The 23,715-nt window shown below is 67.5% G+C and carries 20 protein-coding genes; 11 read left to right on the plus strand and 9 right to left on the minus strand.

Features of this window, described 5'->3' with window-relative positions:
- The first annotated feature begins 36 nt into the window (after positions 1-36).
- Genes JQ639_RS25180 through JQ639_RS25200 form a run of 5 tightly spaced genes read left to right on the plus strand, consistent with a single transcriptional unit; the run spans position 37 to position 5,443 of the window.
- Positions 37-1,152, plus strand: coding sequence for a glycosyltransferase family 4 protein (locus JQ639_RS25180; RefSeq protein WP_211968833.1), 1,116 nt, complete (start codon positions 37-39; stop codon positions 1,150-1,152).
- Positions 1,153-1,182: 30 nt separating this feature from the next.
- Positions 1,183-1,926 (plus strand): FkbM family methyltransferase, encoded by a 744-nt coding sequence (locus JQ639_RS25185; RefSeq protein WP_211968832.1) that lies wholly within the window; start codon positions 1,183-1,185, stop codon positions 1,924-1,926.
- Complete coding sequence (locus tag JQ639_RS25190; RefSeq protein WP_211968831.1) at positions 1,923-3,401, plus strand: O-antigen ligase family protein; 1,479 nt, start codon at positions 1,923-1,925, stop codon at positions 3,399-3,401. The genes JQ639_RS25185 and JQ639_RS25190 overlap by 4 nt, the downstream gene beginning before the upstream one ends.
- Positions 3,398-4,069, plus strand: a complete 672-nt coding sequence (locus tag JQ639_RS25195; protein ID WP_211968830.1) for an acyltransferase — start codon at positions 3,398-3,400, stop codon at positions 4,067-4,069. The genes JQ639_RS25190 and JQ639_RS25195 overlap by 4 nt, the downstream gene beginning before the upstream one ends.
- A gap of 15 nt (positions 4,070-4,084) precedes the next feature.
- Positions 4,085-5,443 carry a lipopolysaccharide biosynthesis protein gene (locus JQ639_RS25200; RefSeq protein WP_211968829.1) on the plus strand — a complete coding sequence of 453 codons (1,359 nt, stop codon included), beginning with the start codon at positions 4,085-4,087 and terminating at the stop codon, positions 5,441-5,443.
- 10 nt (positions 5,444-5,453) lie between these two features.
- On the opposite strand, the gene JQ639_RS25205 is transcribed toward JQ639_RS25200, so the two are convergent.
- The 4 genes from JQ639_RS25205 to JQ639_RS25220 all read right to left on the minus strand — a co-directional run bounded on the left by JQ639_RS25205 (position 5,454) and on the right by JQ639_RS25220 (position 10,605).
- Positions 5,454-7,748, minus strand: coding sequence for a Wzz/FepE/Etk N-terminal domain-containing protein (locus JQ639_RS25205; protein WP_211968828.1), 2,295 nt, complete (start codon positions 7,746-7,748; stop codon positions 5,454-5,456).
- Positions 7,745-8,911, minus strand: coding sequence for a polysaccharide biosynthesis/export family protein (locus JQ639_RS25210; RefSeq protein WP_349644579.1), 1,167 nt, complete (start codon positions 8,909-8,911; stop codon positions 7,745-7,747). The genes JQ639_RS25205 and JQ639_RS25210 overlap by 4 nt, the downstream gene beginning before the upstream one ends.
- Positions 8,912-9,268: 357 nt before the next feature.
- Positions 9,269-9,523, minus strand: a complete 255-nt coding sequence (locus JQ639_RS25215) for a hypothetical protein (protein ID WP_211968826.1) — start codon at positions 9,521-9,523, stop codon at positions 9,269-9,271.
- Between the two features lie 107 nt (positions 9,524-9,630).
- Positions 9,631-10,605: a LysR substrate-binding domain-containing protein gene (locus tag JQ639_RS25220; protein WP_211968825.1), complete on the minus strand. Its 975-nt coding sequence runs from the start codon at positions 10,603-10,605 to the stop codon at positions 9,631-9,633.
- 142 nt (positions 10,606-10,747) lie between these two features.
- Here JQ639_RS25220 and JQ639_RS25225 point away from each other — a divergent pair, with 142 nt between their 5' ends.
- Positions 10,748-11,929 (plus strand): cytochrome P450, encoded by a 1,182-nt coding sequence (locus JQ639_RS25225; protein WP_211968824.1) that lies wholly within the window; start codon positions 10,748-10,750, stop codon positions 11,927-11,929.
- A 143-nt stretch (positions 11,930-12,072) separates the two neighbouring features.
- Positions 12,073-13,437: an MmgE/PrpD family protein gene (locus JQ639_RS25230; RefSeq protein ID WP_211968823.1), complete on the plus strand. Its 1,365-nt coding sequence runs from the start codon at positions 12,073-12,075 to the stop codon at positions 13,435-13,437.
- A 30-nt stretch (positions 13,438-13,467) separates the two neighbouring features.
- On the opposite strand, the gene JQ639_RS25235 is transcribed toward JQ639_RS25230, so the two are convergent.
- Together JQ639_RS25235 and JQ639_RS25240 are read right to left on the minus strand one after the other, a co-directional pair.
- Positions 13,468-14,232: a crotonase/enoyl-CoA hydratase family protein gene (locus JQ639_RS25235; protein ID WP_249123441.1), complete on the minus strand. Its 765-nt coding sequence runs from the start codon at positions 14,230-14,232 to the stop codon at positions 13,468-13,470.
- A gap of 14 nt (positions 14,233-14,246) precedes the next feature.
- A complete protein-coding gene (locus tag JQ639_RS25240) occupies positions 14,247-15,779 on the minus strand; it encodes a class I adenylate-forming enzyme family protein (protein ID WP_249123440.1) in 1,533 nt (510 codons plus the stop codon).
- A 109-nt stretch (positions 15,780-15,888) separates the two neighbouring features.
- On the opposite strand from JQ639_RS25240, the gene JQ639_RS25245 reads away from it, so the two are divergent.
- Together JQ639_RS25245 and JQ639_RS25250 are read left to right on the plus strand one after the other, a co-directional pair.
- Positions 15,889-16,476: a TetR/AcrR family transcriptional regulator gene (locus JQ639_RS25245; RefSeq protein ID WP_211968820.1), complete on the plus strand. Its 588-nt coding sequence runs from the start codon at positions 15,889-15,891 to the stop codon at positions 16,474-16,476.
- 58 nt (positions 16,477-16,534) lie between these two features.
- Complete coding sequence (locus JQ639_RS25250; protein ID WP_211968819.1) at positions 16,535-17,452, plus strand: pirin family protein; 918 nt, start codon at positions 16,535-16,537, stop codon at positions 17,450-17,452.
- A 431-nt stretch (positions 17,453-17,883) separates the two neighbouring features.
- Here the strand turns inward: JQ639_RS25250 and JQ639_RS25255 are convergent, their stop codons facing one another.
- Positions 17,884-19,377 carry an NAD-dependent succinate-semialdehyde dehydrogenase gene (locus tag JQ639_RS25255; RefSeq protein WP_211968818.1) on the minus strand — a complete coding sequence of 498 codons (1,494 nt, stop codon included), beginning with the start codon at positions 19,375-19,377 and terminating at the stop codon, positions 17,884-17,886.
- A gap of 367 nt (positions 19,378-19,744) precedes the next feature.
- Between JQ639_RS25255 and JQ639_RS25260 the strand changes: the two genes are divergently transcribed.
- Together JQ639_RS25260 and JQ639_RS25265 are read left to right on the plus strand one after the other, a co-directional pair.
- Positions 19,745-20,929, plus strand: coding sequence for a serine hydrolase domain-containing protein (locus JQ639_RS25260; protein WP_211968817.1), 1,185 nt, complete (start codon positions 19,745-19,747; stop codon positions 20,927-20,929).
- 157 nt (positions 20,930-21,086) lie between these two features.
- Complete coding sequence (locus tag JQ639_RS25265; protein ID WP_211968816.1) at positions 21,087-21,728, plus strand: HAD-IA family hydrolase; 642 nt, start codon at positions 21,087-21,089, stop codon at positions 21,726-21,728.
- Here the strand turns inward: JQ639_RS25265 and JQ639_RS25270 are convergent.
- A complete protein-coding gene (locus JQ639_RS25270) occupies positions 21,722-22,312 on the minus strand; it encodes an NADPH-dependent FMN reductase (RefSeq protein ID WP_211968815.1) in 591 nt (196 codons plus the stop codon). The genes JQ639_RS25265 and JQ639_RS25270 overlap by 7 nt on opposite strands.
- Positions 22,313-22,438: 126 nt before the next feature.
- The gene (locus JQ639_RS25275) at positions 22,439-23,440 is read right to left on the minus strand and encodes an adenosine kinase (RefSeq protein ID WP_211968814.1); all 1,002 of its coding nucleotides are present in this window, start codon (positions 23,438-23,440) and stop codon (positions 22,439-22,441) included.
- Between the last annotated feature and the right edge of the window lie 275 nt (positions 23,441-23,715).

Below are 23,715 nucleotides of genomic sequence, written 5' to 3' on the forward strand. Positions count from 1 at the left end.
GGCACAGCGAGCGAAGCCATGCCCAGGAAACGGATTTTGATCATCTACCGGTCGTACTTTCCATCCCGCTCCCATCTCGGGCCGGCGACGTCGATTCGCAATCTCGTGGAAGCGATGGGCGGCGACTACGACTTCCACATCCTGACGCTCAATCACGACTTCACGACCGGTCGTCCGCTGTTTCCGACGCCCCATCATCGCGAGGTGCTGCCTCATGCGGTGGTCGAGTATGTGCCGCGCGGCATAGCCGCGCTGCGACTGCTGGCGCGCCGCCTCAATGAGAACTTCGACGCCGTCGACGTCAACTGCGCGTTCGATCCGCTGCTTGCAATCCCGGCGCTGGTGATGTGCCGGCTGGGCTTCGCGCCGCGCAGCCGGCTGTGCCACACGCCCCATGGCATCTACATGGACGTGATCATGGGGACGCGGCGCCTGCGCAAGACGCTGTTCTGCCGCGCCGCCGATCTTCTCGGGCTCTACCGGCGTGTCGTGCATCTCGCCAGCTCGCCGGGCGAGGCCAGCGACATCGCGCGGAACCATTGGCGTCCGCAGCAGATCGCGGTCGTCTCGCAGTTCGTGGCGATGCGGCCCGCGCCCGCACCACAGGCCGAAAAGCCGGCCGAACGGCTCAAGATCGCCTTTGTCGGCCGCATCACCGAGCAGAAGAACCTGCTCGCCGCCATCGCGATGATCCAGGCGCTGAAGGTGCCGGCGACGCTCCATGTGTTCGGCGAAGCAGCCGACCCCGACTATGTCCGCCGCTGCGACGCGCTGATGCACCAGGGGCTCGGGCTCGGCAGCATCCGCTTCGAGGGGCGTGTCGAGCCTGCCGAACTCGCCCGCGCGCTTCCGCAGCACGACGTGCTGCTGCATCCGACCCTCGGCGAGAATTTCGGCCACGCCATCGTCGAGGCCCTGCATCTCGGCCTGCCGGTGCTGATCAGCGACCGCAGCCCGTGGACCGACGTCGAAGCCGGGCAGGCCGGCTGGGTGCTGCCGCTCGCCGACCTCGGCGGCTTCGTTGCCCGCCTCGAGGCGATCTACGCCATGGGCGCGGAATGGGCGGCCTGGAGCGCCGGCGCCCTTGCCTATGCCCGCCGGACCTTCGACCCGGTCGCGACCATGCAGCGCTACAGGAACATCTATGGCTGACCCGCGCATCGACAGACAGGAGCGAACGCCATGCAATGGCTGACCCTTCGCAAGGGCGCATACTGCGCCGTTCACCCGCGGCTGTGGCCGCAGCTCGCCGGCGGCGTCGCGCCGGCGATCGAGCACACCACGGCACTGCAGCGCTTCGCATTCCGCACCGTGGTCGACGTCGGCGCCAACCGCGGCCAGTTCGCGATGCTCGCCCGCGCGCTGTTTCCGGACGCGTACATCTTCGCGTTCGAGCCGCTGGCCGCGCCGGCGAAACTGTTCCGCCGCTATCTCGACGGCGATGGCCGCATCCACCTGTTCGAAAACGCTATCGGCGAGCGCGCCGGGGCCCGCACCATCTTCGTGGCGACGCAGGACGATTCCTCGTCGCTGCTACAGCCGACGGAAGCCCAGAGCGAGATCTTCGGCGTCGAGGTGGCACGGACCGAGGTGATCGTGATGAAGCGCCTCGCGGACTGCCTGAGCGCCGGGCAACTGCACGGTCCTGCGCTGCTGAAAATCGACGTGCAGGGGGCCGAACTCGACGTGCTGCGCGGCTCGACCGATCTCCTCGATCGCTTCGACACCATTTATGTCGAATGCTCGTACCTGCCGCTCTACGAGGGCCAGCCACTGGTCCCGGATGTGGCGCGATGGATGGACCGCAACGGCTACGAACTCGCCGGCGTCTACAACCAGCATGTCGATCCGACGCGAGGCCCGGTTCAGGCCGATTTCCTGTTCGTGCGGCCGCCGGCCGACCGGCGGCGCGGGGGCGATGCATGAGGCGCCTGCTCGACACGCTGGCGATCGAGGCGACGATCCTGCGCGACCTGCTGTCGGGCGGCGCCTTCAACAGCGCCGGGCTCGGCTTCGCCGCCTATATCGTCTTGATCTGCTATCCCGCGATGCGTGCCACGCCGGCGATGCTGGAGAGCGTGCGGGCCGGCGAGACCACCATCGCCACCGCCGGCGAGAGCAGCCTTTACATCGCTGTCCCCGCGCTGCTGCTCGGGCTGTTGCTGTTCGCCCGGCATGGCATCATGACCGTGCTGATGCGCTTTCAGCCTGCGCTGATGTTCCTGTGGATGTTTTCGTGCCTGGTGCTGCTGTTCACCATCCTGCTCGGCGACTATCCGGATTCGATATCGCAGGTGACGCAGTACGCGCTGACCGCATTCGGCTTCGTGCTGTGCATCGCGTTCTGGCAGGCGCCGGCCCGCGCCATCGACAACGCGCTCGCCATGGCGGTGCTGGCGCTTGCCGGCTGCCTGGTCGCGGCGGCGATCCTGCAGGGCTTCCACGAATATCGCTGGGTCGGCCTGATCCACCCCAATCACTATGCGCGCTACGCCTATATGGCGCTGGTGCTGCACAGCGTGCTGACCCGCCGCGTCAGTTTCCTGATGCTGGTCCCTTGCCTCGCCGCCACCTACATGGTCAGCGCCCGCACGGTGATGATCGGCACCGTGGCGTTCTATCTAGGCTACCTCGCCTGCACCGTGCGCGGGGTGCCGGCCGACCCGCGACGGCGAGCCGTGATCGTCCGCACAATCTGCTTCACCCTGCTTGGCGCGCCGATCGCGCTGCTGGCGCTGATGGCGACGTTCGACGTCGGCCATCTGCTCGACCGCCTGACCAATGACCTCGCGATCTTCGATCCCGACCGCGGCATATCCTCGGGTTTCACCGGCCGTTCCGATTCCTGGAATGCGTTCTTCGACGCCATGGAGAAGTTCGTATTCTTCGGCTACGGTTTCCGCTCCAGTCGCTACAACATGCATTCGGTGCACAGCGGCGTCCTGTCCTACTTCATGGATTTCGGCATGCTGCTCGGCGGCCTGCTGCTGCTCGCTGTCGTCGCCCGCGCGATCCAGCTGATCTGGTACGGCACGCGGCTGCTCGAACGGCGCAGCCTGATCTGCGGGCTCGGCATCGCCACGACGCTGTTGATCCAGTGCTTCGAGCCCGACAACTTCAACATCGGCTTTATCGGTGCGTTCTTCTTCATGCTCATCCTCGGCTACGCCCGGCCGCCGGCCGCTGGCGCCGCACGAGCGCTGATCTGGCGGGCGCTGCCGCCCCGCCCCGCACCGCCGTCGCCGCCGCTGCTCCACAACATCATTCCCTTCCGCCGGCCGCGCTGGCGGCGGCTGCGCCAGCCGGACCGCGCCGCACCGCGACCCGCCGCGCGATCGATCATCAAGTTTGGCCCACGGGCCACCATCGACCTCACGACCAACGAACGGGTGACACCATGATCAGACTCGCGTTGCAGATGATCTTCCTCGTCCTGCCATGGCCGTTGCGCCGCAGGCTGCTGTCCGCCTGCCTTGGCCACAAGCTCGATCCGCAGGCACGCATCGGCCTGTCGATCGTCCTCGCCGACGATGTCGAGCTCGGCCGCAACGCCCGGCTGGGCCACTTCACCTACATCGCCCGCATGGATCGCCTGCAGATGGCGGCGGACTCCTATATCGGCAACTTCAACTGGATCGGCGGCCTGTCGACCCGCGTCGTCACGCCGTTCTTCCGCGGCATCAAGAACAGGCGGTCCGAATTCATCATCGGCGAGGGCAGCATGGTCGGCCATCAGCACTACATCGACTGTACCGACAGCGTCACCATCGGCCGCTATGCCGGCATCGCCGGCGTACGCAGCCAGTTCCTCACCCATGGCGTCGAGATCATCCGCTGCCGGCAGAGCTGCGCGCCGATCGTGATCGGCGACTATACCATGATCGGCTCGGGCTCGCTGATCATGAAGGGCGTGATACTGCCCGACCGCTGCATCGTGGCGGCCGGATCGGTCATCACCCATGTCAAGGCGGAGCCGTACTCATTGATCGCCGGCAATCCGGCCGAGTGCACGCGCAAGGTGCCTGCGACGGCAAAATTCTTCCACCGCGACGTTGCCGTGATCCACTGAAGGCGCCGGGCTGCGATGAGATCGATCCTGCTTCCCACGCTCGCGGCCTGGCTGGCCCGCGTGCTCGCGATCGCGCTGAACATCATCGGCCTGCCGCTCGCCCTGCGGGCGCTCGGCCAGGAGCGGTTCGGCCTGTTTCTGGTGGTGCTCAGCATCGGCTCGTGGATCGGCTTTGCCAATGTCGGCATGGGCCGCGTCGTGGCCAGCATCATCACCCGCACCGCCGGCCGTTCGCCGGCGCTGACGGCGCGGCTGATTTCGATGGCCACCGCGCTCGCCGCGGGCATCAACCTCGCCCTGTTCCTCGGTGCCTCGACGCTGTTTCTTGCCGTCATGGCGACGGTGCCGCTGAACGAGGCGATCGCCCATCACCGCATCGAGTTCGAGATCAGCATCGTCAGCCTGTTCCTGGCGATGAGCCTGTGGTTCTTCCTGTCGGTGTTCGAGGGCATCGACGCCGGCCATCACCAGTTGCAGCGCCTCTACTACTTCCAGCTCGGCAGCTACGCGCTATCGCTGGTGCTGCTGTTCGTCGTATTCCCGCGCTACCCCTCGATCGCGCTCGCGGCCTATCTGCTCAATCTCAGCTTTCTGCTAGGATCGATCGCCCATGGCATCGACGTCGCGAGGCGCAACCGCCACCTGCTGGTGCGCCATTTCGGCTGGCATCGCCAGGCGGTGCGCCTGCTGCTGCTCAGCACGCTCGACTTCACCGTCATCAGCCTCGGCATCGGCATCCTGTACCAGCTCTCGACCGGCCTGTTCGGCTTCGTGTTCGGCCCCGACAAAGTGATCGAGCTCGGCGTGCTGATGCGACTGATGCAATCCTACGGCGCTCTGCTGATCGCCTTCACTTTTCCGTTGACCAACGTGATCGCATCACGGCTGGCGGCGCGGGACGGCGACGGCGCCCGCCATGCGGCGCGGATCAGCGGCTTCCTGCTGCTCGGCGGCGCCCTCGTGGCGAGCCTCGGTGCCCTGCTGTTCGCCAACGGGTTGCTGGCGCTGTGGCTGCATGCCGGCATCCGCTTCACGCCGCCGTTCCTGGTCGCCACCAGCCTGCTGATCCTGCTGAGCTCACTGCACTTCTATCTCGCGGCGCTGCTGATGGGCGGCAGTGACACCAAGCGTGCCGCCCGCATCCATCTCGCCGAGGCGGCGCTGTTTCTGCCGATCGCATTCGCGAGCTTTCATGCGGCCGGGCAGACCGGCCTGCTGATTGCCCTCGACACCGTGCTGGCCGGCGGCTGCATCGCCATGGCGCTGCGGCTGCGGCGGCACCCGGTGCTGGGATCACTGGCCGGCGCGCGGCCGGCCATCACCGCCCGGCCGGCGAGCGCGATGGGCGGATCGGTCGGTGCCGACGGCCCGTGACGCCCGGCCGCTACGACGCCGAATCCCGCACCACCCAGTGCGGCTCGCCGCCACCGGCGCGGCGCGGGCTGCCTATCTGCCACGCATACTGCCCGAGCTGATCGGTATCGACCTTGTTCAGAACCACGCCGAGCAGGCGATCCTTCAAGGCCCGCGCCGAAACCAGCGCGTCCTCGACTGCATCGATCCGCGTGCGTCCCCACTCCATCACCAGTACATAGGCCTGCACGAAACCCGCCGTCGCGCGCACGTCGAGCGCCGGCGTCAGCGGTGGCAAGTCGATGATGACATAGTCGTAGCTGCCGGCGAGCCGGGTCACGAGATCCTTCATCGCTGCCGACGCCATCACCTCGCTGGAGCTGGCGAGCGGCGCCTTGAGCACCGCAGGCAGAAACGCCAGCCCGCTCGCCGGCTCGCGCCACACTGCCTCGTCCAGCTCCGACATGCCGCCGACCACCTGCAACAGGCCAGCCGCGGCCTGGGGGCTCAGTTGCATGGTCAGCGCCGGATTGCGCAGATCGGCGTCGACCACGATGGTCCGGGCCCCGACCTGGGCGCACAGCATCCCGAGCGACGCCGCGATCGTCGATTTGCCCTCGCCCTGCAGCGCAGAGGACAAGCCGATGACGCGACCGTGCTCCGGCTTGGGGCTGAGATCGATCGCTCCCTTGATGGCGCGAATGCCCTCGGCGTAGCCCGAAAAAGCGTCGGCCATCGCGGCCCAGCCCATGCACGCGCCGGGCGCGATAGCCCGCACCCCCGATGGCGCGGCAACCGTATCAGCAGGCACGATGGAGACGTTCGCGGCATCGACCACCGGCAGCAGTGTCAGGCATTCCATGCCGAGCACCGCCTCGGCCTGGCCACGGGTGCGGATCACCCGATCGGCCATGTCGTTGATGATGCCGACGCCGAGCCCGAGCATCAGCCCGCTGACGGTTCCGACCAGCACCACCAGCAGCGTCGACGGGCTGCTGCGCCGCACCGGGCGGCTGGCGCTGGAGATGATCCGCGCCTCCGTGATCGGGAAGGTCTGCTGCTGGATCGCCTGCGTATACCGCTCGAGCAGATTCTCATAAAGCGTGCGATAGGTCTGCGAGTTGCTCTCCAGCTCCTTCAGGCGCACCTGTGCCTGGCCGGTGAGTTGCGACTTCGCCACCGCATCGTCGAGTGCCGCCTGCACGTCGGCCTCGCGCTTCTTGGCGATCTCGAAATCGCTGCGATAGGTCTCGGCGAGCCGCGCCAGCTCGGCGTTGATCGCGCGCTTGATCTCCTGCATCTGGTTGCGCAGCCGGACCGCGGCGTCGTGCGACGCGCCATAGCGCGCCGCCAGCTCGGCCTCGCGGCCGGCGATGTCGAGATACTGCAGGCGCAGCTTGCTGACGACGTCGCTCCGCAACGTATCGGTCACGGTCGCCTCGCGCAGATCCGAGCTCATGATCTGATTGATGCGCTCGAGCCGCGCGCGTGCCTCCGTGGTCTGGGTCCGCGCCGTCAGCAGTTCCTTGTTGATGTCGGCGACGCGCTGCTCGGTGATCGAGCGTCCACCGGCATCGACGATCTTGTTCTCCGCCTTGAAATCGGCGATCGACTTCTCCGCCGACGTCGCCTGGCCGCGCAGCTCGGCGATACGTTCCGCAAGCCAGTCGCTGGCGCGCTTCGCTGCGAGATACTTGGCGTTGAGCTGATCGGCGATATAGGCCTCGGCCACCGCGTTGGCGATCTTGGCGGCGCGGTCAGGATAAGCCGAGCGATAGCTGACCTCGATGACATAGGTGACGCCGACCCGGCGCGCGCTGAGGTTCCTCGAGAACTCGCGCAGCACCCGCCGGTCGATCGCTTCCTGTGCGTCGGAACCGCCGCCGAAATCGAGCAGCTCCAGCAGGCCATAGAGATAGTACTGGGCGTTGCCCAGCAGGCCGCCGCCATAGCGCACGAACTCCGGGTCGGACGCGAGATTCATGTTCTTGATGATGGTCCGGGCGATGTCGTCCGACTTGATGATCTCGACCTGGCTCTCGACCAGCGGCGCGTCGACCGGGGCCTCGCTGAACATCGACTGCGGTTGCAGCTGCACCCGCCGGGTGTCGATCAGGATCGTCGCCTGCGCCGTGTAGGTCGATCGCACCACCATGAGATAGCCGACGGCGAGCAGCAGCGTCAGCAGCAGCAACCCGATGATGATGCGGTATTGCCGCCGGCAGAACGCGGCGACCGAAGCAAGGATCTGGTCCGGCGCCAGGGTCTCGGCGGAGAGGCCCTGGCGGTCGGTAATGCGGCTCATCTTGGAGATCTGCAATGTCATGGTCTCACCAGATTGTGCAGGGCCACGCCGTTGTAGGCGGCGACAATGGGGTCGTTGACGGTCGCAGTGATCAGGCGGATGTAGTTGAGGATCTTGCTGACCTCGACGGCGTGGGCGTTCGAGACGTACAGCACGTCCTTGTTGCGCATCGCCATCTGGGTGGTCAGGAAGTACGTCGACGGATCGCGCATGTTGAAATTGTAGACCACCGGCACGATCGGCGTGTCGAAGCGGCGAACGTCGACACCGAGCCGCTCCGCGACCTCGCGGGTCTCACCGCGGTAGATGAAGATCGAGCCGGGATCGGCCATGGCGTCGTTGAGGCCGCCGGCCTTGGCGACCGCTTCCGACACCGTGATGCGCCAGGCGTCGAAATTGAACTGCCCCTGCTGGCCCGCGGCGCCGAACGCCACGAAAGTCTGCGGTTCGCGATAGACGTAGATCGTGTCCTGCGGGCGGACGAAGATGTTGTTCGAGGGCTCATAGACCAGCGCGCCGAACGGCACCCGAGCGCGCTTGCCTTCGCGTTCCAGCGACACCCAGGTGTCGTAGCCTTGCGCCTTGGGACCGCCGGCGCGGGCGATGGCATCGAGCAGATGCTCGCCAGCGGCATTGGCCGGAAAGCGCGACGGTACATTGACCTCGCCGAGTACGCTGATCAGCGAGGTGCGCTGGTCGACCAGCGCCACCACCGCCTGGGGTTCGATCGCGCGATTGCGCAGCGCCTTGATGATGGTCTGCTGAACCTCGCCGGGCGTGCGCCCGGCGGCGCGGATCGCCCCCGCGTACGGCACCGAAATGTTGCCCTTGCCGTCGACCGGCTGGTTGGGCAGGGCGATGAAGTTGCCGGGGCGCACGCCGGCTTCGAGCGGAATGAACAGTCCGCCCGCCGCGGCCTCGAAGATGGTGACGCTGACGACATCGCCGACGCCGAAGCGGATCTCGTTCGGCGGCCTCTGGTCGGAGAACGCGTTGGTGAGGCGGCCGGTGTTGTCGTTGAGAGTCGCGACCGTCTGCGGCGTGACGTTGACGAGCGCGTACGGCAAGCTCTCCGGCGAGACCGGCTGCTGCGCGCGAATGGCGCCGCTGTCGGGACCGTTGCGCGGCATCGTCGAGCAGCCGGCCAGCGCAAGAGCGATCACGCCACCCGCGACGATACGCAACCAACGTGTTGGTAAATTTTCCTGCACCATGCGCGGGCAATATCACGCGTATGGTTAATGCATTTTTAGACCTGCGATTTCAGGCCTTGTTTTAAGGGATAGAACGTAGTTGTACGCGTCGCTAGCACACCACATTGCAGCCCCGCATCCGTACATTCGCGTAGTAAAACGAGTGACGGCAAGCCGGCCGCGACCGCGTCTCATCGAATCAGCGAAACGCGGCCGCCTGCACGACACCCATCGGCGCATTTCAGATTCGGAATTTTGACGACAGATCATCGCCATCATCGCGCCCGCGCGGACCGGGCGCGCGACGCATCGACGTTTCGGCTGACGTCTGCGAAGGGCGTGTTTGTCCTACTGCGAACCGCTGCCGGCATAGCCGCTGCGCGGCGGGTAGCTCGCGCCGGTCGTCGTGAACGGGCTGACGAACGGGCTCTGGAAGGTACTGCCCGACGGATAGGTCTGCGTCGGCGCGTTGGGCGACACCGTGTAGGGATTGGTGCGCTGCTGGTTGACCGTCACCGATGGATTGAGCGGATACATGCCCTGCGCGACGGCGTCACCCGCCGCTGCCGCGAGGATGGCGATGGCGACGATGACACGCCTCATGATCCCAAACTCCCCATCCGCGAACCAACACATCGCCTGCGCGACTCAGCACCGCGGTCCACCTGCCGAGCAACGCCGAAAGCACTGCCGCGCTCAAGTCCGCATTGTTACGTAGCCGCGCGGCGCGATGCGCGGCGGGCAGGTCCCGCCTTCGCACGATCGACGGCGGGTGCGGCCGCGGCCAGCGAGCCGACGCAGAAACCGCGAAACAGCTCGAGCCGCTGCGACGGCGCCATGTAGGGGCTGCGGGCGAGGGCGACCGAGAACACGCTGGTCAGCCGCGCGATGTCGCGGGCGACCACCGCATGTCCGTCATAGGCGATCTCCGCCGGCGGGCGCTGCAGCAGCACGGCGTAGCCGAGGCCGCGCGCCACCAGCGAGCGCACCAGCTCGAAGTTGCGGGTGCGCAGCCAGACCTTGGGCGTTACCCCGACATTGTCGAAGATCTGCTGGGTGTTGTGCTCCGCCGGCGGCAGTGCGAACTGGATGAGCTGCTCGGCCGCAAGCCGGCGCAGATCGACCTTCGCATGGCCGGCGAGGCGATGGCCGCGCGGCAACAGCACATGCGGCGCGACGCGGTAGAGATCGTCGCGCAGGGTCTCCGCGGCGAGGTCAAAATCATAGAGCACCGCGAAATCGCAGCGCCCGTCGTGCAGGCGCTGCTGCAGATCTTCCGCCGAGCCCTCGATCAGCTCGATCTCGACCTGGGGATGCGCGGCACGGCAGTCGGCCATCAGCTTCGGCATCAGGAACGGCGCCAGCGTGGTGTAGCAACCGACCGTGAAGCGGCCGGCGAGCGCCGCGCCCTTGCCCTGCGCCCGCGCCTGGAAGTCCTCCGCGGCGACCAGCACGTTGCGTGCGTGCACCAGCAGCTCGCGCCCCGGCCGCGTCAGAGTGATGCCGAGTGCGCGGCGGCGCACGAACAGCTGCAGGCCGAGATCCGCCTCGAGCTCACGCAGCGATTCCGACAGCGCGCCCTGCGAGATGTTGAGGCGGCCGGCGGCCTCGGACAGCGTCGCGGATTCCGCCAGCTGCAGGAAGTAGCCGAGCTGGCGGAGCGAGAACCGCGGCTGGAACGACACGCGGGAACCTCCCGTTTAAATTCGGAATTTCCGAATATGTTAGACGGAATTTCAGGTTTTACAAATGGATGGGGCCGCCGGAGACTTCGCGGCAACAACGACAAACGCCCGGCCGCCGCGCGGCGCGGGCCGGAGGACGCCCATGCTGAGCGAACCGCGCGCGGACGGCGAGGCGATCAGTCTCGCCGCGCTGACGGCCGACCCCTATCCCATCTATCGGCGGCTGCGGCGCGATGCGCCGGTGGCATGGGTGCCGGCGGCCAACCGCTATCTGGTGACGCGGCACGCCGATATCGTGCAGCTGGAGCGCCAGCCCGAGATTTTCAGCGCCGCCGAGACGCAGTCGCTGATGATCCGCGTGATGGGGCCGACGCTGCTGCGCAAGGACGGCGCCGCGCACCGCCGCGAGCGCATGGCCTGCGAGCCGGCGCTGCGGCCGCCGGCGATCAAGAACCGCTGGACGGGGGAATTCCAGGCGATCGTCGACCGGCTGATCGACGGCTTCATCGCCGAGGGCCACGCCGACCTGTTCGACCGCTTCGCCGCGCCCTGCGCCGCGCTGGCGCTCGGCCGCCTGCTCGGCCTCTACAACACCCCCGCCGACGACCTGCGGCGCTGGTCCCAGGCCCTGATCGACGGCACCGGCAACTACGGCAACGATCCGGAGATCTGGGCACGCGCCGATGCGGCCGCGGCGGAGGTCGATGCCGCGATCGACGACATCACGCCCTACCTGCGCGCCCATCCCGACGAGTCGGTGATCTCGTGCATGCTCAATGCCTCCGATCCGCTGAGCCGCGACGAGATCCGCGGCAACGTCAAGGTGTTCATCGGCGGCGGTCTCAACGAACCGCGCGACGCCATCGCTGTCGGCGCCTACGCGCTGATGGCTTTCCCGGAGCAGCGCGCGCTGGTGGAGGCCGACCCGACGCTGTGGCGCGCAGCGTTCGAGGAAACGGTGCGCTGGGTGGCGCCGATCGGCATGTATCCGCGGCAGGTGACCCGCGCCACCGAACTCGGCGGCACGCGGCTGCCCGAAGGTGCGCGGCTCGGCGTCGTGCTCGCTTCCGCCAACAGCGACGAGGCGGTGTTCGACGATCCCGACCGGTTCGACATCCGCCGGCCGAAGAAGCCGCACCTCGCGTTCGGCGGCGGGCCGCACTTCTGTCTCGGCATCTGGGCATCGCGGGTGATGGTCGGCGACATCGCATTGCCGACGCTATTCCGCCGCCTGAAAAATCTTCGCCTCAGCGGCGACGAAGTGCGCTGGAGCGGCTGGGTGTTCCGCGGACCGGTCAATCTGCCGGCGGCGTGGGACGTCTGAGGCACGACGTCCATCGCCGGACGCATGGCCCTGCCGACGGGATGCAGGCGCGTACGGCTTGAATGCCATTTCCCGCGCGCCTACCCTCGCGATCAACCTCGTGGGACGAACCTCGGGGATGCGCGCGAAGGACCAACCGGGAAATGGCGAACGAGACCGCAACACTGGCCGCCTATGTCAACAAGCTGACATTCGACGACATTCCCGCCGAGGTGAAAGCACGCGCCAAGGCGCTGACGCTCGACCTGCTCGGCAGCGCGGTGCGGGCGCGGCGCGAGGCGGATTCGACGCCGTCACTGCTCGGCATGCTGGCGGCGCTGTCGCTCGACGGCCGCGGCGAAGCCACCGTGTTCGGCGACACGCGCGGCTACACGCCGGCGGTCGCGGCGCTGCTCAACGGCGCGCTCGGTCACTCCCTCGACTTCGACGACACCCATGCGGATTCCTCGCTGCATCCGAGCGCGCCGGTGGTGCCGGCGGCGTTCGCGGTCGGCGAAATGGTCGGTGCGTCGGGCCGCGATGTGCTGACCGCGATCGTCGCCGGCTATGAGGTGTGCTGCCGGCTCGGCAACGCCCTCGACCCGACAGCGCACTATGCCCGCGGCTTCCATCCGACCGCGACCGCCGGCACCTATGGCGCCGCCGCCGCCGCCGGCAAGCTGCTCGGCCTCAGCGTACAACAGCTAATTTCCGCCTTCGGCGTGTCGGGCAGCCAGGCAGCAGGCTCGCTCCAGTTTCTGGTCAACGGCGCCTGGAACAAGCGCTACCAGGTCGGCGCCGCCGCCATGAACGGCGTGATCGCGGCGACGCTGGCAAAACAGAGCTTCATCGGCGCGAGCGAATCGGTCGAGGGCAAGCACGGCCTGCTGGTCGGCTACACCGATCACGCCGACGCCGCCAAGGCGGTCGCCGGCCTCGGCACCGTCTACGAGACGATGAAGATCGGCGTGAAGCCGTATCCGAGCTGCCGCTACACCCATGCGGCGATCGACGCGCTGATCGCGATGCGGCGCGAGCACAACCTGACGCCGGACAATGTCGCGAGGGTGGAGATCGGCCTGCATCGCAACGGCATCACCCTGACCGGCGATCCCACGACCAAGCGCCATCCGCGCAGCATCGTCGGCGGACAGTTCTCGATGTTCTTCACCGGCGCGCTCGCGCTCGATCAGGGCAGCTTCGGGTGGGACGACTACGGCCGGCTCGGCGACGCGGCGATCGACGGCATCGCCGACCGCATCGAGGTGGTGCAGGACGCGCGGCTCGAAGGCCGCAGCCATCCGTTCGGCGCGCGCGTGAGTGTCGTCAGCGGAGACACGACGCACGAGCGTCTCGTCGCCGATCCTTCCGGCGAACCACCGTCGTTCCCCGACGCCACGGCGATGCAGCAGAAATTCATGCAGCTTGCGCAACCGGTGCTGAACGAGGGCGCCTCGCGCTTCGCCGAGGCGATCCTGTCGCTGGAACGGTTCGGCCGGGTCAGCGAGGCGACACGGCTGGGGCGGTGACGACGAAGGGAAAGGCGGTGACCTTTTCGCTCAGATCGTCTTGAAATCGCCGCTGCGGCCAAGACCTGCGGAAAAGCGCGCCGCGCCTTTCGCCGCTTCCGCCCTCAGCGGCACGTCGCCGCCCTCGCCTTCGTGGCGCAGCGCGGTGGCGATGTCGTCGCCCCACTGGGTGTAGCTCGACATCCGGTCGGCGCGCATGCACACCTGCGGAAAGCGCGACAACTCCACGGCCAGTTGCTCGGCGGCGGCGCGCGCGGTGCCCTGCGGTACGACGCGGTTCGCGAGGCCGAACGACAGCGCTTCCTCGGCAGCAACAGGCCGGCCGGTGAGAATCATGTCGAGCGCGCGGCTGTGACCGATCAGCCGCGGCAGCCGCACGGTGCCGCCATCGATCAGCGGCACGCCCCAGCGGCGGCAGAACACGCCGAACACCGCCGTGGTCGATGCGACCCGCATGTCGCACCACAACGCCAGCTCGAGCCCGCCGGCAACCGCATGGCCTTCGACCGCGGCGATCACCGGCTTGGACAGCAGCATGCGCGAGGGGCCCATCGGCCCTTCGCCCGCCGGATCGTGCACCGGCGCGGTCGCGACCGTCTTGAGATCGTAGCCGGCGCAGAACGCGCCGCCGGCGCCGGTGAGCACGGCAACGTCGCTGCCCTCATCCTTGTCGAAGGCGGCGAAGGCCGCGCGCAACAGCAGCGCGGTCTCGTGATCGACGGCGTTGCGGCATTCCGGCCGGTTGATGATCACCGTGGTGACGCGATCGTTCTTCTCGACGACGACCTTGCTCATGCCTGCCTCCGCCATCAGATCTTGCGCTCGCGGCCGGCCCAGAACGGATCGCGCACCGCGCGGCGCAGCAGCTTGCCGACGGGACTCTTGGGCACCTCGGGGATGAAGCGCACCGACTTCGGCACCTTGTAGCCGGCGAGACGCTCGCGGGCGAAGGCGATCAGCTCGACTTCCTCGGCGGCGATGTCCTGGCGCAGCGCGACGAACGCGGCCACCGCCTCGCCCCACTTATCGTCGGGCAGACCGACCACGACCACCTCGCGCACCGCCGGGTGCGCCGCCAGCGCATCCTCGACCTCGCGCGGATAGACGTTGTAGCCGCCGGTGACGATCATGTCCGAGGTACGGTCGACCAAATAGAGATAGCCATCGTCGTCGAACCGGCCGACGTCGCGGGTGCGGATCCAGTGGCCTGGCAGGATGGTTTGCGCATTGAGCTCGGGCGCGTTGTAATAGCCGGCCATGGCGAACGGCGCACGCAGCACGATCTCGCCACTCTCGCCGGCCGGCACATCGTTGCCGTCCTCGTCGACCAGGCGAATCTCGCAATCGATGCTGGGGCGGCCGCAGGCGGCCAGGCGCTGCTCCGCGTGCGGGCCGACATGATCCGATTTCTCGAGCACGGTGATGAACAGCGGCGCCTCGGTCTGGCCGTAATACTGGATGAAGCGCGGACCCCACAGCTTCAGCGCCCGCAGCATGGTCGGCCGCGGCATGGGAGAAGCGCCGTAAAGCATAGTGGACACCGAGCGCATGTCGACGGTCTCGATGCCGGGATGATCCAGCAGCATGCCGATCATGGTCGGCACGAGATTGAGCGCCGTCGGCTTCCAGCGCTCGATGGCGTCGACATAGGCCGCGGGGGCAAAGCCCGGCAGCACCGCCGCCGCGCCGCCGCGAATCCAGTAAGGCAGCACGAAACAGCCGCTGGCGTGGATCAGCGAGGCGGCATGCAGCATGATGTCGCCGGCCGCGATCTCCATGTTGCGGAGTACATTGTCGGTGATCGCCGCCCAGCTCGCCTGGGTGTGCAGCACCGCCTTGAGCTTGCCCGTGGTGCCGGAGGTGTAGATCGCGAGCACGATATCGTCGGGCTCGGGCCGCCGGTCGGGCAGCGTGTCCGGCTGGCTGCGGGCGGCCTGCAGCAGGTCGTCGTCCTGCGCGCCGCCGAGGCTGCGGATCTTCAGTCCGCTCACCAATTGCTGCAGCTCGCGGGCGCGCTCGGCGAGCTCCGGGCCGTGCAGCAGCACGGTGACGCCGGCCCCCTCGAGCATCTGTTTTTGTTCGTTCGCCGACAGCCGCGAATTGAGCGGCACACGCACGAGGCGCGCCTTGGCGCAGGCGAAATCGATCGGCATGCTGTAGAGCGAGTTGTTGAGCAGCAGCCCGATGCGGCCGCCGACGCCAAGACCTTCACCCTCAATCAGCGCATGGGCGAACTGGCTGGACAGCCTGTCGACTTCGGTGAAGGTCAGATGCTGGTCGCCGAACAGCACGGCCGGGCGCGGCCCATGATAGAGCGCGCCCCGGCGGATCATCTCCGTCATCAACACGATCGTTCCTCCCGGTGATGGTATCGGCCTTGGATCGGCCGGTTTTGATTGCCGCGGATGTTAACGCTCGTTAACATCGAGTCAATCCTGAACATGAGGCCGCATGCGCCGCGCCGAACAAATCCTGCACGTCGCCTCCCGGCTGTTTTCCGAACGCGGCTTCAATGCGGTGTCGATCGACGACATCGGCGAAGCGGCGGGGATCAGCGGACCGGCGCTCTATCGCCACTTCGCCAACAAGGTCGAGATCTTCAAGGGCGTCTGCGACCTGACGCTGGATCGTCTTGCCGAACTCGTCGGGCCGCCCGAGGCGGAACCGGAGCGGGAGCTGGTCGCGTTGATCCACGGCCAGGTGCAGCTATCACTGTGCCACCCCGAGCTCGCCTGCGTATTCGAGATCGAGCGCGCGCTGCCGGAAGATCTGCGACGGCATTTCCGCCAGCGCCAGCGCAACCATGCGCGGCGCTGGGTCGCAGCCGTGCGCGCGCTGGCGCCGGACCGCAGCGAGGCCGATATCATGCTGGCGGTCTATGCCGCGATCGGACTGCTGATCTCGGCGCCGCGCATGCCGCGCGAGGTGCTGCGCCGCGACGATCTCGACACCAGCTTGATGGCCACGGCCTACCGCGTGCTGGAGCTGTCGCCCGCGCGACATGACGCCGTCACACACCACGCGCTCGCTCCGCAGTAGAATTCTGCTCCCGCGTGGCCTATCGTCGAGACCACGCTTTCTGCAGCAGGAGACGATCATGAGCTGGCAGCCCTCCGCCGACCCGATCCTTGGTGACCCGCAAACCTGCGATGCGCTGGAACTCGTGGTGGTGCCGCGGGTGCGCGACCTCGGCGACGGGTTTGCCGTGCGCCGCGCGCTGCCCCACGGCAAGCGCCAGATGGTCGGCCCCTTCATCTTCTTCGATCACTTCGGGCCGGTGCAGTATCTCGCCGGCAAGGGCATGGATGTGCGGCCGCACCCGCATATCGGGCTCGCCACCGTCACCTACCTGTTCGACGGCCATATCATGCATCGCGACAGCGAGGGCAACATCCAGGAGATCATGCCCGGCGCGATGAACCTGATGACCGCTGGCCGCGGCATCGCCCACTCCGAGCGCACGCCCGACGTGCAGCGCGCGGTCGGCCAGAAGATGCTGGGGCTGCAGAGCTGGATCGCGCTGCCCGCCGGGCGCGAGGAGATCGATCCGAGCTTCCAGCATTTCGACGCCACGCGCCTTCCCGTGGTGAAGGATACCGGCCTCAGCGCCCGCGTCATCGCCGGCTCCGCTTTCGGCGCCACCTCGCCGGTGGAGATGGTGTCGCCGTGGTTCTATGCCGAGGTCACGGTCGACGCCGGCACCGCGGTGCCGCTCGATGCCGACCACGAGGAGCGCGCGATCTATCTCGTCGACGGCGAAGTGCAGATCGCGTCCGACATCTTCGAGGGGCCCCGCCTGCTCGTGTTCCGCCCCGGCGACCGCATCACCGTGCGCGCACTGAAGCCGACGCGGATGATGTTTCTCGGCGGCACCGCGCTCGAAGGCCCGCGGCACATCTGGTGGAATTTCGTCTCCTCCAGCAAAGAGCGGATCGAGCAGGCCAAGGAAGACTGGAAGATGGGCCGCTTCGCCCATGTGCCGCAGGAGCACGAGTTCATTCCGCTGCCGGAGTGAGGGCCCACGCATTACCCCTCATCCTGAGGAGCGGCGAAGCCGCGTCTCGAAGGATGAGGCCCGAACACCCCGGCCTCATGGTTCGAGACGCGGTCCTGCGGACCGCTCCTCACCATGAGGGGCGGCGCCACAGCGACGTGCGAAATCGAAGCACTTCGTTGGGTTAAGCGAGATGCCAACTCAGAGCCGCCCAGCTTGATTTTCAGAACGCGACCCACCCACGGCGTCGTTGCCGGGCTTGACCCGGCAATCCAGCTTGCTCGCAACGCGACGAGAGCTTTTAAAGCTGGATCACCGGGTCACGACGCTGCGCGTCGGCCCGGTGATGACGCAGAGAATGCAAACACGCGCCGGGCGGTTAGAAAGCCGCGAGGCTGAAAGAAAAGCCGCGCATCGCTGCGCGGCTTTTGTCGTCGTGCGATGACCGCAGCTCAGATGCCGGCCATCATGATGTACTTGATCTCGACATACTCCTCGATGCCGTGGCGCGAGCCTTCGCGTCCGAGGCCGGATTCCTTGACGCCGCCGAACGGCGCGACCTCCGTGGTGATGAGGCCGGTGTTGACGCCGACCATGCCGGACTCCAGCGCCTCGGCGACGCGCCAGACGCGGCCGAGATCGCGCGAGTAGAAGTAGGAGGCGAGGCCGAACGGCGAGGCGTTGGCCATCTCAACCACTTCCTTCTCGTCCTTGAAGCGATAGACCGGCGCCAGCGGGCCAAACGTCTCCTCGCGCGTCACCAGCGCATCGACCGGGACATTGGCCAGCACCGTCGGCTCGAAGAAGGTGCCGCCGAGCGAGGAGCGCTTGCCGCCGGTGATGACCCTCGCGCCATGCGACACCGCGTCGGCAATATGCTCCTCGACCTTCTTCACCGCCGCGGCGTTGATCAGCGGGCCCTGCACGACACCGTCCTGCGTGCCATCGCCGAGCTTCATCGCCGCAACCTTCGCCGACAGTTTTTCGACGAAGGCGTCGTAGATCTTGTCTTGGGCGTAGAGCCGGTTGGCGCACACGCAGGTCTGACCCATGTTGCGGAACTTGGAGACGATGGCGCCCTCGACCGCGGCGTCGAGATCGGCGTCGTCGAACACGATGAACGGCGCATTGCCGCCGAGCTCGAGGCCGAGCTTCTTCACGCCGACCGCCGCCTGGCGATAGAGGATCTTGCCAACTTCGGTCGACCCGGTGAAGCCGACGACGCGCACCGCCGGATGCTCGCACAGCACCTTGCCGATGGCCGCAGAATCACCAGTCAGCACATTGAACACGCCCTTGGGGAAGCCGGCCTTCTCCGCCAGCGCGGCGAGCGCAAGCGCGGTGAGCGGCGTCTCGGTGGCGGGCTTGAGCACCACGGTGCAGCCCGCGGCGAGCGCCGGCGACACCTTGCGGGTGATCATCGAGCACGGGAAATTCCACGGCGTGATGGCGCCGGCGACGCCGATCGGCTGGCGAATGGCGAGAAGGCGGGCGTCGCCACGCGGCGAGGGAATGGTCTCGCCATAAACGCGCCGCGCCTCCTCGGCGTAGAACTCGACATAGGCGCCGCCGATGTCGATCTCGCCGCGCGCCTCGGTGAGCGGCTTGCCCTGCTCGGAGGTCAGGATCAGCGCAAGATCGTCGCGGTTGGCGACGATCAGGTCGAACCACTTCCGCAGCAGCACGGCACGCTCCTTGGCCGTGGTCTTCGACCAGGTCTTGAAGGCGCGCTCGGCGGCTTCCACCGCCTCGGTCGCTTCCTTGGCCCCGAGCCGCGGCACGCTGACAATGGTGGTGCCGGTGGCGGGATTGTCGACCTTGACGGACGGCGCGCCGACCCAGGCGCCGTCGATCAGGCAGCGGTCGCGCAGCAGCGTCGGATCCTTGAGGCGATCATGGAGCGAAGCGGCGGTGGACGCGACGGCGGCGGAAGAAACGGGTGTCATCGGCAGGATCTCCTGGAACTCATGGCCAGCGCCCCGACGGTCGGGGTTAGGCGGCGGGAGAGGTTCGCGCCGGCCGCGGCCCGATGTCAATCATACCCACGGCACTTTCCGGTGAGGCGGAGCGCCGGCGCACACGGTGCGCAGTCCGGCGGCGCCGCATTCGCGCTATCCCGCTGCGTCGGCGGCACAATCTCGCTTGGCAGACGGCCGCTGGCCGGCATTCTCCGGCGCGACCGCCGCAGAAACTGACGACATTCGTGACGGCCCTGCGACAGCGCGGCGCAACGACGCGGCGGCCTTGCCGTCCGCAGGGCACGGGCCCAAGATCATCGGCCTCAACAACAAACAACGATGGAGGACACACCCCATGAGCCAATCCCCGGACATCGATCAGGTCCTGCGGCGCGCCGTCGACAGCGGCGACATCCCCGGCGTCGTCGCCACCGCCGCAACCGGAAGCGACGTGATCTACGACGGCGCGTTCGGCCAACGCGACCTGTCGAAGCCACAGCCGATGACCACCGACAGCGTATTCTGGATCGCATCGATGACCAAGGCGGTGACCTCCGCCGCGGCGATGCAACTCGTCGAACAGGGCAAGCTGTCGCTCGATGGCCCGATCGGCAAGGTGCTGCCCGATCTCGCGCAGCCGCAGGTGCTGGAAGGCTTTGCCGCCGACGGCACGCCGCAGTTGCGGCCGGCAAAGGGCACGATGACCCTGCGCCAGCTCATGACCCATACCGCCGGCTTCTGCTACGAGATCTGGAACGGGCAGATGGGCATCTACCAGGAAAAGACCGGCACGCCGGGCGTCACCACCTGCAAGAACGCCGCGCTGAAGACACCGATCATGGCCGACCCCGGCACGCGCTGGGAATATGGCACCAACATCGATTTCGTCGGCAAGGCGGTGGAGGCGGCGAGCGGCCAGAAGCTCGACGCCTACCTGCGTGACCACATGTTCGCGCCGCTCGGCATGACCGATACCGCGTTCAGGATCAGCGCGGCGATGCGCGAGCGCCTCGTCGGCATGCATGCCCGCACGCCGGACGGCCTGGTGCCGATCCCGTTCGAGCTGGAGCAGGAGCCGGAATTTCACATGGGCGGCGGCGGTCTCTACGGCACGGCGCGCGACTACCTCGCCTTCACCCGCATGATTCTCAACAAGGGCCGCGCCAACGGCCACCAGGTACTCAAGCCCGAGACGGTGGCGCTGATGAGCGAGAACAGCATCGGCGACCTCGAGGTGACGAAGATGACCACGGCGGCGCCGCCGCTCAGCAACGACGTCGACCTCTATCCCGGCATGCCGAAAAAGTGGGGCCTCAGCTTCCTGATCAATACCGGGGTCACGCCCGAAGGCCGCAGCGCCGGCAGCCTCGCCTGGGCCGGTCTTGCCAACACTTACTACTGGATCGATCCGGTGCGCGATGTCGCCGGCGTCATCCTGATGCAGCTGCTGCCATTCGCCGACGCCAAATGCCTGCAGACTTTCGCGGCCTTCGAACGCGGGGTCTACGACAGCCTCGGCAGCGGCCGGCGCGCGGCGTGAGCCCGACGCCCGGCACGCGCTGCTTCTCCCCGCGATGGAGAGGAGCGGCGCGGCCGCCGAGAGCTGCATCATGCTCGCTCGCATGCACAGCAATGGACATCCCAGAGCACCACCGGCTAATCTCGCTGTTCATTCAACGGAACGGCGGCGGGACCGAATGATCGAGGCGGTGATCTGGGATTTCGGTGGGGTGATCACCACCTCGCCGTTCGAGGCGTTTGCGCGGTTCGAGGCGGAACGCGGCCTGCCCGTCGACATTATCCGGCGCACCAATGCGGCCAATCACCTGGACAACGCCTGGGCGAAGTTCGAGCGGGCCGAGATCGATCTCGCCACCTTCGATGAGCTGTTCGCGGCGGAATCGCGCGCGCTCGGCGCCGAGGTCCGCGGCGCCGACGTCCTGCCGCTGCTGTCGGGCGACCTGCGCCCGGAGATGATCGAGGCGCTGCGGCGGGTGAAGGCCCACTCCAAGACCGGATGCATCACCAACAACCTGCCCGCCAACAGCATCGGCAGCCGGAGCGGCCGCTCGCTGTATGTCGCCGAAGTGATGGTGCTGTTCGACCATGTCATCGAATCGGCCAAGATCGGCCTGCGCAAGCCCGATCCGCGCATCTACCGCATGATGATCGAGGCGCTGAACGTCGACCCGGCGCGGTGCGTCTATCTCGACGATCTCGGCGTCAACCTGAAGCCGGCGCGCGAGATGGGCATGACCACGATCAAGGTGGTGAATGCGGCGCAGGCGCTCGCGGAGCTGGAGGCTGCGACGGGGCTGGTCCTCAGGGGCGATCAGTAAGGCGGCGCCTTGCGCGCGCGCTGGGCGCGGGCGGCTTCCGTCCACCACGCGAGATCGTCGGCGAAGCGCGGGAATGCGCGATCAAGAAACGCGCCGGCCGGACCGCTCGGCTTGCCGTCGGCCGTGAGCGTTTCCGCGATCGGCCCGACTGCCAGCGTACTCGAAATCACGACCATGCCCATCTCGGACAGCGTGCCGTGCCACATCATGCTGGCCCGCGCGCCGGAAAAGCGGCCGGCCGAATAGCTGGCGATGGCGGCGGGACGCCAGAACCATTCCTCGAGGAAATGATCGGTCAGGTTCTTGAGCCCGGGCTGCATGCCCCAATTGTATTCGCCGGTCACGAACACGAAGGCATCGGCGGTGCGGATCTTGTCTGCGAGCGCTTCCAGCGCCGGCGGGGCGGAGCCCCTGGCGTATTCCTTGTACATCCGATCGAGCAGCGGCAGCCCGATCGCCCTGGCATCGATCAGCTCGGCATCCGCGCCGCGCCCGCGCAGGCCCGCGACAATGTAATCGGCGAGGCGGATGCCCATCCGATCGACGCGATAGGAGCCATAAAGGACGAGAATGCGATCGGCCATGCGCCTGCCCTCCGGTCGGCACGGCGGATCGACCGTGCCGACGGGATGCTACGACATCGGCGCGGGCTCGTCGAACCGACGCAGCGCCCCGACAATTCGTGCCGCAATGCCGACCGCGCCGTGCGCTCAGACCGGCAGGCCATGCTTCTGGGCGAGTTCCTTGAGCGACGTCTGCGGACGCGCGCCGATGTGCTGGATGATCTCGGCAGCAGCGAGCGCGCCGAGGCGGCCGGCCTGCTCGTGGCTGGCGCCGCGCACGAGGCCGAACAGGAAGCCGGCAGCAAAGAGATCGCCGGCGCCGGTGGTGTCGACGAGCTCCTTGATCGGGAAGGCCGGCACGGCGGTGGTCTTGTCCTTGGTGACGACGACGCAGCCCTTCTCGCTGCGCGTCACCACCGCGAATGTCGCGTCCTTGCCCAGCTGCGTCAGCGCGGCGTCGACGTCGGTCGACTGGTACAGCGACAGCAGCTCGGCCTCGTTGGCGAACACGAGATCGACCGTCCCGCCGCGCATCAGCTCGAGGAACTCGTCGCGGTAGCGATGGACGCAGAACGCGTCCGACAAGGTCAGCGCCACGGTGCGGCCAGCCTCGTGCGCGATCTTCGACGCCTTGACGAACGCGTTCTTGGCGTCCGCCGGATCCCACAGGTAGCCTTCAAGATAGGTGATGGACGCCGCCGCGATCTGCTCGGGATCGATATCGTCGGGCCGCAGGTTCTGCGCGGCTCCGAGATAGGTGTTCATGGTGCGCTCGCCGTCGGGCGTGACCAGGATGTAGGAGCAGCCGGTCGCCGGGCCGTCGCTCGCCACCGGCGTCGTGAAAGTGACGTTGGCGGCGCGGATGTCGTGGCTGTACATGCGGCCGATCTGATCGTCCTTGACCTTGCCGACATAGGCCGCGCGGGCGCCGAACGCGGCAACGCCGGTGATGGTGTTGGCCGCCGAACCGCCGGACACTTCCGTGGCCGGGCCCATGGCGGCGTAGATCGCCGCGGCCTGGGCCTCGTCGATCAGCGCCATCGATCCCTTGGCCATGCCGTGGCGGGTCAGGAAGGCGTCGTCGGTGCGCACCAGAATATCGAAGATGGCATTGCCGATGCCGAGAACATCGTATTTCGCAGTCGTCATCGACAGTGCTCCGCTCGCCGGGGCTGCCCGGCCGATTGATCATGGCGCACGACAAAGGCCGTGCAGACGGCGCCGACGTATCACGACCGCGCCGCTGCCAGCAAGGCCGGCCGGCCGCCGCCGGCAGGCAACATCCCGGCAACCCTGTTCGGCGAAAGCACCTCGGATATCAATGATTTGACGACATCCCCCTTGCGCCGGACGGAGGTCCGGGCAAATGCTGGAATGATTGCACATGCCTTGAACGCACGTGGACACGGGCCCCGCCCGGGATG

The sequence above is a fragment of the Bradyrhizobium sp. U87765 SZCCT0048 genome, assembly GCF_018131225.1.
Classification (GTDB): domain Bacteria; phylum Pseudomonadota; class Alphaproteobacteria; order Rhizobiales; family Xanthobacteraceae; genus Bradyrhizobium_A.